This is a genomic window from Kitasatospora sp. NPDC094028 (assembly GCF_049543595.1).
In the GTDB taxonomy this organism is placed as follows: Bacteria; Actinomycetota; Actinomycetes; order Streptomycetales; family Streptomycetaceae; genus Kitasatospora.
Genome location: NZ_JBMVFA010000003.1, coordinates 428,390 through 445,567, shown reverse-complemented (window position 1 = coordinate 445,567; position 17,178 = coordinate 428,390). Strand labels below are relative to the sequence as shown.

2 protein-coding genes are annotated in these 17,178 nt (G+C 75.0%); both read left to right on the top strand.

Annotation, left to right across the window (positions count from 1 at the left end; genetic code table 11):
• Window positions 1–12 precede the first annotated feature (12 nt).
• Entirely contained in the window at window positions 13–10,725 is a 10,713-nt protein-coding gene (locus ACPC54_RS07575) for a type I polyketide synthase (protein ID WP_498962251.1), read from the top strand.
• A gap of 14 nt (window positions 10,726–10,739) precedes the next feature.
• Window positions 10,740–17,129 (top strand): type I polyketide synthase, encoded by a 6,390-nt coding sequence (locus ACPC54_RS07570; RefSeq protein WP_498962249.1) that lies wholly within the window; start codon window positions 10,740–10,742, stop codon window positions 17,127–17,129.
• Window positions 17,130–17,178: the final 49 nt, after the last annotated feature.

Here is a 17,178-nt window from a genome sequence, read left to right as displayed (position 1 = left end):
GGGGGCGCTGACATGGCAGAGAACACCGAGCAGCAGGAGAAGATCGCCCGCTATCTCAAGAAGATGGCGAGCGACCTCAACCAGGCCCGTGCGCGCCTGCGCGAGTACGAGTCGCGCGACGGCGAGCCGCTGGCGATCGTCGGCATGAGCTGCCGCTACCCGGGCGGGGTGACCTCGCCCGAGGAGCTGTGGCAGCTGGTCGCCGAAGGCCGGGACGGCATCGGTCCGTTCCCGACCGACCGCGGCTGGGACCTGGAGAAGCTCTACGACCCGGACCCCGACACGCTCGGCACCGTCTACGCCCGCGAGGGCGGATTCATCGACGGCGCCGCCGAGTTCGACGCCGAGTTCTTCGGCATCTCGCCGCGCGAGGCGACCGCGATGGACCCCCAGCAGCGCCTGCTGCTGGAGTCGGCCTGGGAGGCGCTGGAGGACGCCGGCATCGACCCGCACACCCTGCGCGGCAGCTCCACCGGCGTTTTCTGCGGCGTCGGCCCGTCCGACTACGCGGCCATGCCGGCCGGTGCCCTGCCCGAGATCGAGGGCTTCCGGCTGACCGGCTCCACCACCAGCGTGGTCTCCGGCCGGATGGCGTACGCGCTCGGCCTGGAGGGCCCGGCGGTGTCGGTCGACACCGCCTGCTCCGCCTCGGCGGTCGCCCTGCACCTCGCGGTGAACGCGCTGCGGGCCGGGGAGTGCTCGCTGGCGCTCGCCGGTGGCGTGACCGTCCTCGCCGGGCCGTTCCTGCACATGGAGTTCAGCCGTCAGCGCGGCCTCGCCCCGGACGGGCGCTGCAAGGCGTACTCGTCCTCGGCGGACGGCACCGGCTTCTCGGACGGCCTCGGCCTCGTCGTCCTGGAGCGGCTGAGCGACGCGCGCCGCAACGGGCGTCGCATCCTCGGCCTGATCCGCGGCAGCGCCGTCAACCAGGACGGCGCCAGCAACGGCCTCACCGCGCCGAACGGCCCGTCCCAGGAGCGGGTGATCCGGGCGGCGCTCGCCAACGCCGGACTGTCGACGGGTGACGTCGACGCCGTCGAGGGCCACGGCACCGGCACGGTGCTCGGTGACCCGATCGAGGCGCAGGCCCTCTTGGCGACGTACGGGCGCGAGCGCGAGGGCGAGCCGCTGTGGCTCGGCTCGATCAAGTCCAACATCGGCCACACCTCGACCGCGGCCGGTGTCGCGGGCGTGATCAAGATGGTCATGGCGATGCGCAACGGCGTGCTGCCGCAGACGCTGCACGTCGACGAGCCGTCCTCGCACGTGGACTGGGAGTCCGGCCGGGTCGAGTTGCTGACCGAGGCGCGCGCCTGGTCGGCCGCGGAGGGGCGTCCGCGCCGGGCCGCGGTGTCCTCGTTCGGTGTCAGCGGCACCAACGCGCACATCATCCTGGAGGAGGCGCCGGCCGAGGAGCCGGCCGCTCCCGCCGTGGAGGAGGTCGTGGCCCGTCCGGCGGGCGCGGTGCCGGTGGTGCTCTCGGCGCGCACCGATGCGGCGCTGCGGGCGCAGGCCGAGCGACTGCGCGCGTGGGTGGCCGCCGACCCGGACGCGGCCGTCGCGGACCTCGGGTACTCGTCCGTTTCTTCGCGGGCGCTGCTGGAGCGGCGCGCGGTCGTCGTCGCCTCGGGGCGTGACGAGCTGGCGGAGCGGCTGGCCGGGGTGTCGGCCGGGGTGGGTGCGGTCGGCGGCAAGTCGGCGTTCCTGTTCACCGGGCAGGGCTCGCAGCGGGCCGGGATGGGCCTGGAGCTGGCCGGTGCCTTCCCGGTGTTCGAGCGGGCGCTGACCGAGGTCTGCGCCGAGCTGGATGCCCGACTGGGCCGTTCCGTCCGGGAGTTGATCGCGGCCGGTGGCGAGGAGCTGAACTCCACCGAGTTCACCCAGGCCGCGCTGTTCGCGGTGGAGGTGGCGCTGTTCCGGCTGGCGGAGTCGCTGGGGCTGCGGGCGGACTATCTGGTCGGGCACTCGGTCGGCGAGATCGCCGCCGCGCACGTCGCGGGCGTGCTCTCGCTCGCCGACGCCGCCGAACTCGTCGTCGCGCGTGGCCGGTTGATGGGGGCGCTGCCCGCCGGTGGCGCGATGGTGGCCGTGCAGGCCACCGAGGCGGAGGTTGCCGAGTCGCTGGCCGGGTTCGAGGGCCGGCTGGAGATCGCCGCGATCAACGCGCCCACCGCGCTGGTTGTGTCGGGTGACGCGGACGCCGTCGAGGAGTGGCTGCCGAAGGTCGAGGGCCGTAAGACCACCCGCCTGCGGGTCTCGCACGCGTTCCACTCGCCCCGCATGGAACCCATGCTGGCCGAATTCCGTACGGTCGCGGAGAAGTTGACCTACGCCGAGCCGGCCATCCCGGTGGTCTCCAACGTCACCGGCGCGCTGGTCGAGGCCTTCGACGCCGAGTACTGGGTGCGCCACGTGCGCCAGGCGGTGCGCTTCGCCGACGGCGTGACCACCCTGTGGGAGCTGGGCGTTCGCCGCTTCCTGGAGCTCGGCCCCGACGCGGTGCTGACGGCGATGGCCCGCCAGTGCGTCGACGAGAACGCCGACGCCGCGTTCGCGGCGGCCCTGCGTGCCAAGCAGGGGGACCGCGAGACCTTCGCGGGCTTCCTCGGCCAGGCCCACACCGCCGGCGCGGCCGTCGACTGGGCCGCGTTCTACGCGGGCACCGGCGCCAAGGTCGTCGACCTGCCGACCTACGCCTTCCAGCGCGAGCGCTTCTGGCTGATGCCGTCCGCGCTGGGCGGTGACGTCACGGCCGCCGGGCTCATCGCCGTCGAGCACCCCGTGCTGGCCGGCCGCGCCCTCATCGGCGACCGCGACGAGTGGCTGTTCACCGGCCGCATCTCGACCCGGTCCCAGCCGTGGACCCGCGACCACGTCGTGCTGGGCACCGTCGTCGTGCCCGGCGTGGCGCTGGTCGAGATGAGCCTGGCCGCCGGCCGCGAGGTCGGCTGCCCGGTGCTGGACGAGCTCGTCATCGAGGCGCCGCTGGCCCTGGACGAGACGGCCGCGCGCCGCCTGCAGATCACCGTGGGCCAGGCCGACGAGGACGGCCGCCGCGAGTTCGTGCTCTTCTCGCACCCCGAGGGCCAGGACGCCGACGCTTCCGCCGAGGTGACCTGCCACGGCCGGGGCTGGCTGGCGGCGCACGAGTCGTCGGTGCCCGGGTGGGACGTCGAATGGCCGCCGCCGGGCGCCGAGCCCCTGTCCCCGGAGGCGCTCTACACCCGCATGACCGACATCGGCTACGACTACGGCCCGCTGTTCCAGGGCGTCGTCGAGGCCTGGCAGGACGAGGACGCCGTCTACGTCGAGCTGGCCCTGCCGGACGACGCCGACACCCGCACGGCCTTCGGCATCCACCCCGGGCTCTTCGACTCGGCGGTGCAGAGCTCGCTGTTCGGCGAGAAGCCCGACGACACGCTCGTCATGCCGTTCTCGTGGAACGGCGTCCGGCTCCATCGCCCCGGCGTCTCGCACGCCCGCGCCCGGCTCACTCCCGCCGGTGAGGCCGCGTTCCGCATCGAGATCGTCGACGAGCACGACGAGCCGGTGCTCAGCATGGACCAGCTCGTGTTCCGCCCGGTCGACCGGGCGCAGCTGAAGCGGGCCGGCGGGACGCAGAGCCCGCTGTACCGGCTCGGCTGGGCACCGGTGGCGTCCGGCACCGGCGAGGCCGTCCGGGTGGCGGTGCTGGGCGAGGCCGGTGTCGAGGGCGAGCGGTTCGCGGACCTGGCGGCGCTGGGCCGGGCGTTGGCCGAGGGCGGCCAGGCGCCGCAGCTGGTGGTGGCCTCGGTGGACACCTCGGTCGGGGGTGAGGCCGAGGCCGTCACCCGGGCGCTGGCGCTGGTGAAGTCCTGGCTGGCGCACGACTGGTCGGGTGAGGCCCGGTTGGCGCTGGTGACGCGTGGTGCGGTGTCGGTGGACGGTGAGGCGGCGGAGGTCGCCCAGGCGGCGGTGTGGGGTCTGCTGCGCAGTGCGCAGTCGGAGCACCCGGGCCGCTTCCTGCTGGTGGACCTGGACGGCTCCGACGACGGCGCCGGACCGGACTGGGCCGCGCTGCTGGACGGCGACGAGCCGCAGGTGGCGCTGCGCGACGGCAAGGTTCTGGCGCCGCGCCTGGTGAAGGCCCCGGCCGAGGGGCCGGTGGTGGAGTTCGATGCCGGGGGCACGGTTCTGGTCACCGGTGGTACGGGTGGTCTGGGTGCGGTGTTCGCGCGGCACCTGGCGGCGGCGTACGGGGTGCGGCATCTGCTGCTGTTGAGCCGGCGTGGTCCGGCGGCCGAGGGTGTGGCCGAACTGGTGGCGGAGCTGGCGGAGTTGGGTGCGGCGGCGGAGGTCGTCGCGTGCGATGTCGCGGATCGAGGGCAACTGGCTTCGGTGTTGGGCGGGTTGGGTCGTCCGCTGACGGGTGTCGTGCATGCGGCCGGGGTGCTGGACGACGGTACGGTCGAGTCGTTGGCGCCGGAGCAGGTCGAGCGGGTGCTGCGGCCGAAGGTCGAAGCGGCGTGGCATCTGCACGAGTTGACGGCCTCGGCCGATCTGAAGGCGTTCGTGTTGTTCTCGTCGGTGGCGGCGCTGATCGGCAGTCCGGGTCAGGGCAACTACGCGGCGGCGAACTCGGCGTTGGACGCGTTGGCGGCGTCCCGTCGGGCGGCGGGTCTGCCGGCGGTCTCGCTGGCCTGGGGTCTGTGGTCCGAAGCCGGTGGTATGGCGGCGCAGTTGAGTGGTGCGGAGCTGGCGCGGCTGGAGCGGATGGGGGCGAAGCCGTTGACGGCCGAGCTCGGTCTCGGTCTGTTCGACCGGGCGCTGGCCTCGGACGCGGCGCTGCTCGCGCCCGTCCAGCTCGACACGGCCGTTCTGCGCGCCCAGGCCCGGGCGGGCCTGCTGCCGCCGCTGCTGCGCGGGCTGGCGCCCGTCCCGGCCCGGCGCGCGGAGAACGGCGGATCGCTGGCCCGCCGTCTCGCGGGCGTGCCGGAGGCGGACCGCGAGCGGGTGGCGCTCGACCTGGTGCTGGGGCAGGTCGCGGGCGTGCTCGGGCACGCCTCGGCCGCCGCGATCGACCCGGAGCGCGCCTTCCAGGAGATCGGCTTCGACTCGCTGAGCGCCGTCGAGCTGCGCAACCGGCTCACCCGGTCCACGGGGGTGCGCCTGCCGGCCACCCTGGTGTTCGACCACCCGTCCCCCGCGGCGGTGGCGCGCCTGCTGGTCTCGCAGATCACGGTGGAGCCCGCGAGCGGCCGTCCGAAGGCCACCCGGGCGCGGCGCGTCGACTCCGCCGAGCCGCTGGCGATCGTCGGCATGAGCTGCCGGTTCCCGGGCGGGGTGTCCTCGCCGGACGAGCTGTGGCAGCTGGTCGCCGAAGGCCGGGACGCGATGGGCCCGTTCCCGTCCGACCGCGGCTGGGACCTGGCCAACCTGTACGACCCGGACCCCGACCACGCGGGCACGGCGTACACCCGGGCCGGCGGATTCGTGCACGGCATCGGAGAGTTCGACGCCGAGTTCTTCGGTATCTCGCCGCGCGAGGCGACCGCCACCGACCCGCAGCAGCGGCTGCTGCTCGAAGCCTCCTGGGAGGCCTTCGAACACGCCGGCATCGACCCGACCTCGCTGCGCGGCAGCAACACCGGCGTCTTCTGCGGCACCGTCCCCTCGGGCTACCACTCCACGATGGCACCGGAGTTGGAGGGCTACCACCTCACCGGCACCACCACCAGCGTGGTCTCCGGCCGGATCGCCTACTCGCTCGGCCTGGAGGGCCCGGCGGTGTCCGTCGACACCGCCTGTTCCTCCTCCTCAGTCGCCCTGCACTTCGCCTCCCAGTCCCTGCACGCGGGCGAATGCGAACTGGCCCTGGTCGGCGGCATCTCGCTGATGGCCACGCCGGACCTGCTCGTCGGCTTCAGCCGCCAGCGGGGCCTCTCCGAGGACGGGCGCTGCAAGGCGTACTCGTCCGACGCGGACGGCACCGGCTTCTCGGACGGCATGGGCCTGCTCGTGCTGGAGCGGCTGTCGGACGCCCGCCGCAACGGGCGCCGGATCCTGGGCGTGGTGCGCGGCAGCGCGGTCAACCAGGACGGCGCGAGCAACGGTCTGACGGCGCCGAACGGGCCCTCGCAGGAGCGGGTGATCCGGGCGGCGCTGGCGAACGCGGGCCTGTCGGCGGACGACGTCGACGCGGTCGAGGGCCACGGCACCGGCACCAAGCTGGGCGACCCGATCGAGGCCCAGGCCCTGCTGGCCACCTACGGCCGGGACCGCGCCGGGGAGCCGCTGTGGCTGGGCTCGATCAAGTCCAACATCGGGCACACCTCGGCGGCGGCCGGTGTCGCCGGTGTGATCAAGATGGTGATGGCGATGCGGCACGGCGTGCTGCCGCAGACCCTGCACGTGGACGAGCCCTCGCCGCACGTGGAGTGGGACGCGGGCCGGGTCGAGCTGCTGACGGAGGCGCGGGACTGGCCGGTGGTGGACGGGCGGCCGCGTCGTGCGGCGGTGTCCTCGTTCGGGGTCAGTGGGACGAACACGCACGTGATCCTGGAGGAGGCTCCGGCGGCCGAGGAGGTGCCGGTGGTGGAGCCGGCTCCGCAGGTCGCGGCGGTGGCGGTGCCGGTGTCGGGTCGTAGTGCGGCGGCGGTGCGGGCGCAGGCGGAGCGGTTGCGGGCGCATCTGGTGGCGCGGCCTGAGCTGTCGCTTGCCGATGTGGGGTTCTCGGCGGCGACGACGCGGGCGCAGCTGGAGCACCGGGCTGTGGTGGCGGCGGCCGATCGTGAGCAGCTGTTGGCGGGTCTGGCGGCGCTGTCGCTGGGCGAGCCCTCGCCGCTGGTGGTGGAGGGCCGTTCGGCCGGTGGCACGGTGAAGCCGGTGTTCGTGTTCCCGGGGCAGGGTGCGCAGTGGGTCGGGATGGCGGTCGAACTGCTGGACTCGGCGCCGGTGTTCGCGGCGGAGATCGCCGCGTGTGGTGAGGCGCTGGCCGAGTTCGTCGACTGGAGCCTGGAGGACGTCCTGCGCGGCAAGGAGGGCGCGCCGTCGTTCGAGCGGGTGGATGTCGTCCAGCCGGCGCTGTTCGCCGTCATGGTCAGCCTCGCCGCCCTCTGGCGTTCCTACGGTGTCGAGCCGGCGGCCGTGGTCGGGCATTCGCAGGGCGAGATCGCGGCGGCGTACGTCGCGGGCGGGCTGTCGCTGCGTGACGCGGCCCGGATCGTGGCCGTGCGCAGCCAGTTGGTGCGCGACAGGCTCGCGGGCCTGGGCGGCATGATGTCGGTGGCGCTGCCGGTGGAGCGGGTCGAGGAGCTGCTGAAGCCGTACGCGGGCCGGCTCTCCGTCGCGGCCGTGAACGGCCCGGCCGCCGTGGTCGTCGCGGGCGAACCCGGCGCGCTGGACGAGGTGTTCGAGGCCTGCGAGCGCGACGGCGTCCGGGCCCGCAAGGTCAAAGTCGACTACGCCTCGCACTCCGCGCAGGTCGAGATCATCGAAGCGGACCTGCTCGCCGCCCTGGCGCCGGTCGAGCCGACCAGCGGCCGGATCCCGTTCTACTCCACCGTCGTCGGCGAGTTCATCGACACGGCGGTGCTGGACGCCGGCTACTGGTACAAGAATCTGCGCGGTCAGGTGGGCTTCGAGCCGGCCATCCGCGCGCTGATCGACCAGGGCATGGGCTGCTTCGTCGAGGCCTCCCCGCACCCCGTGCTGACCATGGCCGTGGAGGACGCCGTCGAGGCGGCGGAGGCCAACGGCCGGGTGTCGGTGGTGGGTTCGCTGAAGCGGGAGGAGGGCGGCCTGTCGCGCTTCCTGCTCTCCCTCGGCCAGGCGCACGCCGCCGGGGTGAAGGTCGACTGGGAGTCCGCGTTCGCCGCCACCGGTGCCCGGATCGTCGACCTGCCGACGTACGCCTTCCAGCGGGAGACCTACTGGTTGACGCCGTCCGCGCAGGGCGGTGACGTCGTCGCGGCCGGCCTGGACCGCATGGAGCACCCGGTGCTGGCGGCGGCCGTGCAGGTCGGCGACCGTGACGAGTGGGTGTTCACCGGACGGTTCTCCACCGAGTCGCAGCCGTGGGTGCGCGACCACGTCGTCCTGGGCATGGTGATCGTCCCGGGCACCGCGTGGGTGGACCTGGTCGCGGCGGCCGGTCGCCGGGTGGGTGTGCCGGTGGTGGACGAGCTGGTGATGGAGTCGCCGCTGCTGCTGGAGGAGGGCGGCGCCGCGCAGCTGCGCGTCACGGTGGGCGTCGCGGGTGCGGACGGCCGTCGCGAGGTGGCGGTGTTCGCCCGCCCGGAGTCGGCGTCGGCCGAGGAGGCCGTCGAGGCGGTCTGCCACGCCCGTGGCTGGCTGGCGGCCGAGAGTGCCGCTCCGGCGGTGTGGCTGCCGACCGAGTGGCCGCCCACCGGTGGGACGGAGATGACCGGCGGCGCGCTGTACGCGGGCATGGCCGAGCTCGGCTTCGACTACGGCCCGGTGTTCCAGGGCGTGCGGACGGCGTGGCGGGTCGGCTCCGAGGTGTTCGCCGAGGTGGCCCTGCCGGGCGACACCGGCGGCGAGGGCTTCGCCCTGCACCCGGCGCTGTTCGATGCGACGCTGCACGGCGCGTTCGCGGAGAAGGGCGCGGACGGCGGCGCGACCCTGCTGCCGTTCTCGTGGTCGAAGGTGACCGGCGGCCGGCCGGGCCTCTCCCGGGTCCGGGTGCGGATCTCGCCCGCCGGTGACTCCGCTCTGCGGGTGGACGTGGTGTCCGAGCAGGGCGAGCCGGTGCTGAGCCTGGAGCGGCTGGACATGCGCCCGGTGGACCTCTCGCAGCTGGAGCGGCTGCGGCGCGGTGGCGCCCAGTCGGTGTACCGGCTGGACTGGGCGCCGGTGGCGCTCGGCGCGGCGCAGCCCGTCCGGCCGGCGGTGCTGGACGGTGCGGGTGTCGAGGGCGAGGCGTTCGCCGACCTGGCGGCGCTGGAGAAGGCGCTCGCCGAGGGCGCCCCGAAGCCGCGGCTGGTGGTGGCGTCCGTCGCCACTCCGGCGGGGAACGAGGCCGACGCGGCCCGCGAGGCCGTGGCCGAGGCGCTGGAGCTGGTGCAGCGGTGGCTGGCCGCCGACTGGACGGCCGAGGTGCGGCTGGCCCTGGTCACCCGGAACGCGGTGTCCGTGGACGGCGGGGCGGCGGACGTCGCCCAGGCCGCGCTGTGGGGCCTGCTGCGCAGTGCGCAGTCGGAGAACCCGGACCGCTTCCTGCTGGTCGACCTGGTCGGCCTGGACGGTTCCGAGGACGGCTCCGACGACGGCTCCGGACCGGACTGGGGCGCGCTGCTGGACGGCGACGAGCCGCAGGTGGCGCTGCGCGGCGGCCGGGTACTGGCGCCGCGCCTGGTGAAGGCGTCCAGCGGTGAGTCGGCGGTGGAGTTCGACGCCGAGGGCACGGTGGTGATCACCGGTGGTACGGGTGGCCTGGGCGCGGTCTTCGCCCGCCACCTGGTCGCCGCCCGTGGCGTGCGGCACCTGCTGCTGCTGAGCCGCAGCGGCCCGCGGGCCGCCGGTGCCGCCGAACTGGTGGCCGAGCTGGCCGAGTTGGGTGCGACCGCGAAGGTGGTCGCCTGTGACGTCGCGGACCGCGCACAACTGGCGGCCGCCATCGCGGAATCGGAGAAGCCGCTGTCGGCCGTCGTGCACGCCGCCGGTGTGCTCGACGACGGCGTGATCGCCTCGCTGTCGCCCGCGCAGGTCGACCGCGTGATGCGCCCGAAGCTCGAAGCCGCCTGGCACCTGCACGAGTTGACCGCCGGAGCCGACCTGACGGCGTTCGTGCTGTTCTCCTCGGTGTCCGCCCTCATCGGCAGCCCGGGGCAGGCGAACTACGCGGCCGCGAACTCGGCGCTGGACGCGCTGGCCGCGTCCCGCCGGGCGGCCGGCCTGCCGGCGAGCTCGCTCGCCTGGGGTCTGTGGTCCGAAACGGCCGGTATGGCCGCCCAGTTGGGCGAGGCCGAGTTCGCGCGCCTGGAGCGGATGGGAGTCGGCGCGCTGACCCCGGCGACCGGACCGGCGCTGTTCGACCGGTCGCTGGACGTGGACGCGGCCATGGTGGCCCCGGTGCTGCTGGACACCACCGTGCTGCGCGCCCAGGCCCGGGCCGGGATGCTGCCGCCGCTGCTGCGCGGCCTGGTCCGGCTGCCGGCCCGGGCGGCCGACGCCGGGGCGAGCGTGCTGGCGCAGCGGCTGGCGGCGGTGGCGGAGCCGGAGCGGGCGGGGATCGTGCTGGAGGCCGTCCAGGCGCAGGTGGCGGCCGTCCTCGGCCACGCCTCGGCGGCCGCGATCGAGCCGGACCGGGCCTTCAAGGACCTCGGCTTCGACTCGCTCGGCGCCGTCGAACTGCGCAACCGGCTCGCCCAGTCCACGGGCGTGCGGCTGCCGGCGACGCTGGTCTTCGACCACCCGACGCCGGCGGCGGTGGCGGACCTGCTGCTGTCGGAGCTGGGCGGCGGGGAGCCGGCCGAGCCTCCGATCGACCAGGAGGTCCGGCGGCTGGAGGAGATGCTCGCCGCCAGTTCGGCGGAGGAGCAGCAGCGGGTGGCCAAGCGCCTGCGCACCCTGCTGTCGGCCATCAGCGCCGGAGCGGCGGCGGCCGCCGGCCCGGGCGAGGGCGAGCCGGTGAGCAGGGCGCAGAGCGAGCGGGAGCAGCTCCAGGCGGCGACCACCGCCGAGGACCTGTTCCGAATGATCGATGTTCAGCTGGGCGACGAGTGACGGGGGACACGGAGATGACGACGGAGAGCGTCGACCAGCAGGAGAAGCTGGTCCGCTACCTCAAGAAGGTCGCGCTCGAACTCAACGAGACCAGAGCGCAGTTGGAGGAGGCCGAGTCCCGGGCGACCGAGCCGCTGGCCATCATCGGGATGAGCTGCCGCTACCCCGGCGGGGTGTCCTCGCCGGACGGGCTGTGGGAGCTGGTCGCGGAGGGGCGCGACGCCGTCGCGCCGCTGCCCGACGACCGCGGCTGGGACCTGGAGCGGCTGTACAGCCCCGACCCGGAGCAGCCCGGGACGGTCTACGCCCGGGGCGGCGGATTCGTCGACCGCATCGGCGAGTTCGACGCGGAGTTCTTCGGCATCTCGCCGCGCGAGGCGACCGCGATGGACCCGCAGCAGCGCCTGCTGCTCGAAGCCTCCTGGGAGGCCTTTGAGGACGCGCGGATCGACGTCGGCACGCTGCGCGGCAGCGACACCGGCGTCTACTGCGGGCTGAGCGTCACCGACTACGGCATGGGGCAGGAGCGCGCCCTGCCGGAGATCGAGGGCTTCCAGCTCACCGGCGGCGCGGCGAGCGTGTCCTCGGGCCGGATCTCCTACCTGCTCGGCCTGGAGGGCCCGGCGGTCTCCGTCGACACCGCCTGCTCCTCCTCCTCGGTCGCCCTGCACATGGCCGTGCAGGCGCTGCGGGGCGGCGAGTGCTCGCTCGCCCTGGCGGGCGGCGTGACACTGATGCCGAGCCCGTTCATGCTGCGCGAGTTCAGCCGCCAGCGCGGCCTGGCGGAGGACGGGCGCTGCAAGGCGTACGCGTCCTCGGCGGACGGCACCGGCTTCTCGGACGGCCTCGGCCTGCTCGTGCTGGAGCGGCTGTCGGACGCGCGCCGCAACGGGCGCCGCATCCACGGCCTGATCCGGGGCACCGCGATCAACCAGGACGGCGCCAGCAACGGTCTCACCGCGCCGAACGGTCCCTCGCAGGAGCGGGTGATCCGGGCGGCGCTGGCCAGCGCGGGCCTGTCGCTCGCCGACGTCGACGCGGTCGAGGGCCACGGCACCGGCACCAGGCTGGGCGACCCGATCGAGGCGCAGGCCCTGCTGGCGACCTACGGGCGCGAGCGGGCCGGGGACGAGCCGCTGTGGCTGGGCTCGATCAAGTCGAACATCGGCCACACCTCCGCGGGCGCCGGCGTGGCGGGCGTGATCAAGATGGTGATGGCGATGCGGCACGGCGTGCTGCCGCAGACCCTGCACGTGGACGAGCCGTCCTCGCACGTGGACTGGGAGTCCGGCCGGGTCGAGCTGCTGACCGAGGCCCGGAAGTGGCCGGCCGGTGAGCGGCCGCGTCGCGCGGGCGTGTCCTCGTTCGGCGTCAGCGGCACCAACACCCACATCATCGTGGAGGAGCCGCCGGCGGTCGAGCCGATGGCGGTCGAGCCCGCTGGGCCGGCAGCGCCGCTGCCGGTCGTGGTGTCCGCCCGGACGGACGCGGCGCTGAAGGCCCAGGCCGAGCGGCTGCGCGCGCACCTGCTGGCGCGGCCCGAACTCTCGGTCGCGGACGTCGCGTTCTCGGCGACGGCCAGCCGGGCGCTGCTGGAGCGGCGTGCGGTCGTCGTCGCCTCGGGGCGTGACGAGCTGATCGAGCGCCTGGCCGCGGTCGCGGCCGGGGCGCCGGGTGTCGGTGGGAAGTCGGCGTTCCTGTTCACCGGGCAGGGTTCGCAGCGGGCCGGGATGGGCCTGGAGCTGGCCGGTACCTTCCCGGTGTTCGAGCGGGCGCTGACCGAGGTCTGCGCCGAGCTGGATGCCCGACTGGGGTGCTCGGTGCGGGAGTTGATCGCGGCCGGTGGTGAGGAGCTGAACTCGACCGAGTTCACCCAGGCCGCGCTGTTCGCGGTCGAGGTGGCGCTGTTCCGGCTGGCGGAGTCAGTGGGGCTGCGGGCGGACTATCTGGTCGGGCACTCGGTCGGCGAGATCGCCGCCGCGCACGTCGCGGGCGTCCTCTCGCTCGCCGACGCCGCCGAACTCGTCGTCGCGCGTGGCCGGTTGATGGGCGCGCTGCCCGCCGGTGGCGCGATGGTGGCCGTGCAGGCCACCGAGGCGGAGGTCGCCGAGTCGCTGGCCGGGTTCGAGGGCCGGCTGGAGATCGCCGCGATCAACGCGCCCACCGCGCTGGTCGTCTCGGGTGACGCGGACGCCGTCGAGGAGTGGCTGCCGAGGGTCGAGGGTCGTAAGACGACGAGGCTGCGGGTCTCGCACGCCTTCCACTCGCCCCGCATGGAACCCATGCTGGCCGAATTCCGTACGGTCGCCGAGAAGTTGACCTACGCCGAGCCGACCATCCTGGTGGTCTCCAACGTCACCGGCGCCCTGGTCGAGGCCTTCGACGCCGAGTACTGGGTGCGCCACGTGCGCCAGGCGGTGCGCTTCGCCGACGGCGTGACCACCCTGTGGGGCCTGGGCGTTCGCCGTTTCCTGGAGCTCGGCCCCGACGCGGTGCTGACCGCGATGGCCCGCCAGTGCGTCGAGGACGACACGGAGGCGGCGTTCGCGGCCGCCCTGCGCGCCAAGCAGGAGGACCGCGAGACCTTCGCCGGCTTCCTCGGCCGGGCCCACACCGCCGGTTCGGCCGTCGACTGGGCCGCCTTCTACGCGGGCACCGGCGCCAAGATCGTCGACCTGCCCACGTACGCCTTCCAGCGCGAGCGCTTCTGGCTGACCCCGGGCGCCGGCGCCGGGGACGTCACGGCGGCCGGCCTGGACCGGATCGAGCACCCGGTGCTCGCCGCCGCCGCCCAGGTCGGCGATCGCGACGAGTGGCTGTTCACCGGCCGCCTGACCGCCGGCGCCCAGCCGTGGGTGAGCGACCACGTCGTGCTCGGCCACGTGATCGTCCCCGGTACGGCCTGGGTGGAGTTGGTCGCGGCGGCCGGCCGCCGGGTGGGTGTGCCGGTGGTGGACGAGCTGGTGATGGAGTCGCCGCTGCTGCTGGAGGAGGGCGCGGCCGCCCAACTCCGCGTCACGGTGGGAGCTTCCACCGAGGACGGCCGCCGCGAGGTCGCGGTGTTCGCCCGCCCGGAGGTGGCGTCGGCCGAGGAGGCCGTCGAACCGGTGTGCCACGCGCGCGGCTGGCTGGCGGCCGAGAGCGCCGCTCCGGCGGTGTGGCTGCCGACCGAGTGGCCGCCCGCCGGGGGGACGGAACTGACCGGCGCCGCGCTGTACGCGGGCATGGCCGAACTCGGCTTCGACTACGGCCCGACGTTCCAGGGCGTCCGGACGGCCTGGCGGGTCGGCGAGTCCGTGTACGCCGAGGTGGCCCTGCCGGGCGACAGCGGCGGCGACGGTTTCGGTGTGCACCCCGCGCTGTTCGACGCCTCCCTGCACGCCGGCCTGCTCTCGGACGGGCCTAACGACCAGGCGTTCCTGCCGTTCTCCTGGTCCGGGGTGCGGATCGCGCCGCGCGGCCTGTCCCGGGTGCGGATCCGGATGCGCCGGGTGGACGAGGCCGCCTTCGGGCTGGACGTCGCGAGCGAGCAGGGCGAGCCGGTGCTGAGCCTGGAGCGGCTGGACATGCGCCCGGTCGACGCGGCCCAGCTGGAGCGGCTGCGCAACGGCGGCGGGCAGTCCGTCCACCGGCTGGACTGGGCGCCGGTGGCGCTCGGCGCGGCGCAGCCCGTCCGGCCGGCGGTGCTGGGCGGCGCGGCCGTCGACGGTGAGCGGTTCGAGAGCCTGACCGCGCTCGGACAGGCCTTCGCCGAGGGCGGATCCAAGCCGCGGCTGGTGGTGGCGTCCATCGCCACCCCGGCGGGGAACGAGGCCGACGCGGCCCGCGAGGCCGTCGTCGGGGCGCTCGCCCTGGTGCAGCGCTGGCTGGCCGCCGACTGGTCGGCCGGGACCCGGCTGGCCCTGGTCACCCGGAACGCGGTGTCCGTCGACGGCGAGGCGCCGGACGCCGCCCAGGCGGCGATGTGGGGCCTGCTGCGCAGCGCGCAGTCCGAGCACCCGGGCCGGTTCCTGCTGGTCGACCTGGACGGCGCGGACGGCGGAACGCCCGACTGGGGCGCCCTGCTCGACGCCGACGAGCCGCAGGTCGCCGTGCGCGGCGAGCGGGTGCTCGCCCCGCGCCTGGCCCCGGCCCCCGCCCCGGCCGCAGACGGGCCGTGGCACCTGTCCGTGACCCGCAAGGGCTCGCTGGACGGCGTCGAGGTCACCGCGTCGACCGCCCGCCGCCCGCTCGCGGCCGGCGAGGTGCGGATCGGCGTCCGCGCCGCCGGGGTGAACTTCCGCGACGTGCTGATCGCCCTCGGCGTGTACCCCGACGACGTCCCGCTGGGCGCCGAGGCGGCGGGCACGGTGCTGGAGGTCGGCACCGGGGTCACCGACCTGGCGCCCGGCGACCGGGTGTTCGGGATCGTGGGCGGCTCCTTCGGCCCGGTGGCCGTCGCCGACCGGGCCCTGCTCGCCCGGATCCCGGACGGCTGGTCGTTCACCGAGGCGGCGTCGGTGCCGGTGGCCTACGCGACCGCCTACTACGGCCTGGTGGACCTGGCCGGGCTGCGCGCGGGGGAGCGGGTGCTGGTGCACGCCGCCGCCGGCGGGGTCGGCACGGCCGCCGTGCAGATCGCCCGCCACCTCGGCGCGGAGGTGTTCGCCACCGCGAGCCCCGCCAAGTGGGACGTGCTGACCGCCGGGGCCGTCCCGGCGGAGCGCATCGCCAACTCCCGTGACACGGCCTTCCGTGACGACCTGCTGGCCGCCACCGGGGGCGCCGGGGTGGACGTCGTCCTGAACTCACTGACCGGCGAGTTCGTCGACGCCTCGCTCGACCTGCTGCCGCGCGGCGGCCGGTTCGTGGAGATGGGCAAGGCCGACATCCGCGACGCGGACGCGATCGCGGCCGCCCGGCCGGGCGTCACCTACCGGGCGTTCGACCTGTGGGAGGCCGGGCCGCAGCGCCTGGCCGAGCTGCTGGCCGAGATCGTCGCCCTGTTCGAGCAGGGCGTCCTGCGGTTCGCGCCCGTCCGCACCTGGGACGTCCGGCAGGGCCGCGAGGCGCTGCGCCACCTGCGCGAGGGGCGCAACGTCGGCAAGGTCGTGCTGACCGTGCCGGCGCCGCTGGGCGCGGACGGGACCGTCCTGGTCACCGGCGGTACGGGCGGCCTGGGCGCGGTGTTCGCCCGGCACCTGGCGGCCGCGCACGGCGTGCGTGACCTGCTGCTGCTCAGCCGCAGCGGCCCCCGGGCCGCCGGTGCCGCCGAACTCGTCGCGGAACTGGCCGAGTTGGGCGCGACCGCGACGGTGGTGGCCTGCGACGTCGCGGACCGCGCGCAACTGGCGGCAGCCATCGCGGAATCGGAGAAGCCGCTGACGGCCGTCGTGCACGCCGCCGGTGTGCTGGACGACGGCACGGTCGAGTCGCTGTCGCCCGAGCAGGTCGAGCGGGTGCTCCGCCCGAAGCTCGAAGCCGCCTGGCACCTGCACGAGTTGACCGCCGGGACGGACCTGTCGGCGTTCGTGCTGTTCTCCTCGGTGGCCGCCCTGATGGGCAGCCCCGGCCAGGGCAACTACGCGGCCGCGAACGCGGCTCTGGACGCGCTGGCCGCGTCCCGCCGCGCCGCCGGCCTGCCGGCGACCTCGCTCGCCTGGGGCCTCTGGTCCGAAACGGCCGGCATGGCAGCCCAGTTGGGCGAGGCGGAGTTGGCCCGGCTCGGGCGAATGGGGGTCAGCGCGCTGACCCCGGAGACCGGCCCGGCACTGTTCGACCGGTCGCTGGAGGTGGATGCCGCGCTGGTGGCGCCCGTCCTCCTGGACACCGCCGTGCTGCGGGCGCAGGCCCGGGCCGGGATGCTGCCGCCGCTGCTGCGCGGCCTGGTCCGGCTGCCGGCCCGGGCGGCCGACGCCGGGGCGAGCGTGCTGGCCCAGCGGCTGGGGGCCGTGCCCGAGGCGGAGCGCGAGCGGATCGTCCTGGAGGTCGTGCAGGCGCAGGTGGCGGCCGTCCTCGGCCACGCCTCGGCCGCCGCGATCGACCCGGAGCGCGCGTTCAAGGACCTCGGCTTCGATTCGCTGAGCGCCGTCGAGCTGCGCAACCGGCTCACCCAGGCCACCGGCGTCCGGCTGGCCGCCACCGTCGTGTTCGACCACCCGTCGCCGGCGGCGATCGCCCGCCACCTGCTGCCGGAGATCGTCCCCGACGCGGCGGGCCGACCGCGGTCCGAGGAGGAGGAGATCCGGGCGCTGCTGGCGTCGATCCCGATCGAACGGCTGCGGCTGGCCGGACTTCTGGGCACCCTGCGGGAACTGGCGGACAGTGAGTTGCCCGAGACGGCAACCGAGGAGGCCGGCGGCGCGTCGATCGACGAGATGGATGCGGAAGCCCTGATCCGGATGGCGCAGGAGGACCTCGGGTGAACCCGGCCCAGCACGCCCCCGCCGCAATGAGCTCGGAGACGAAGGAATA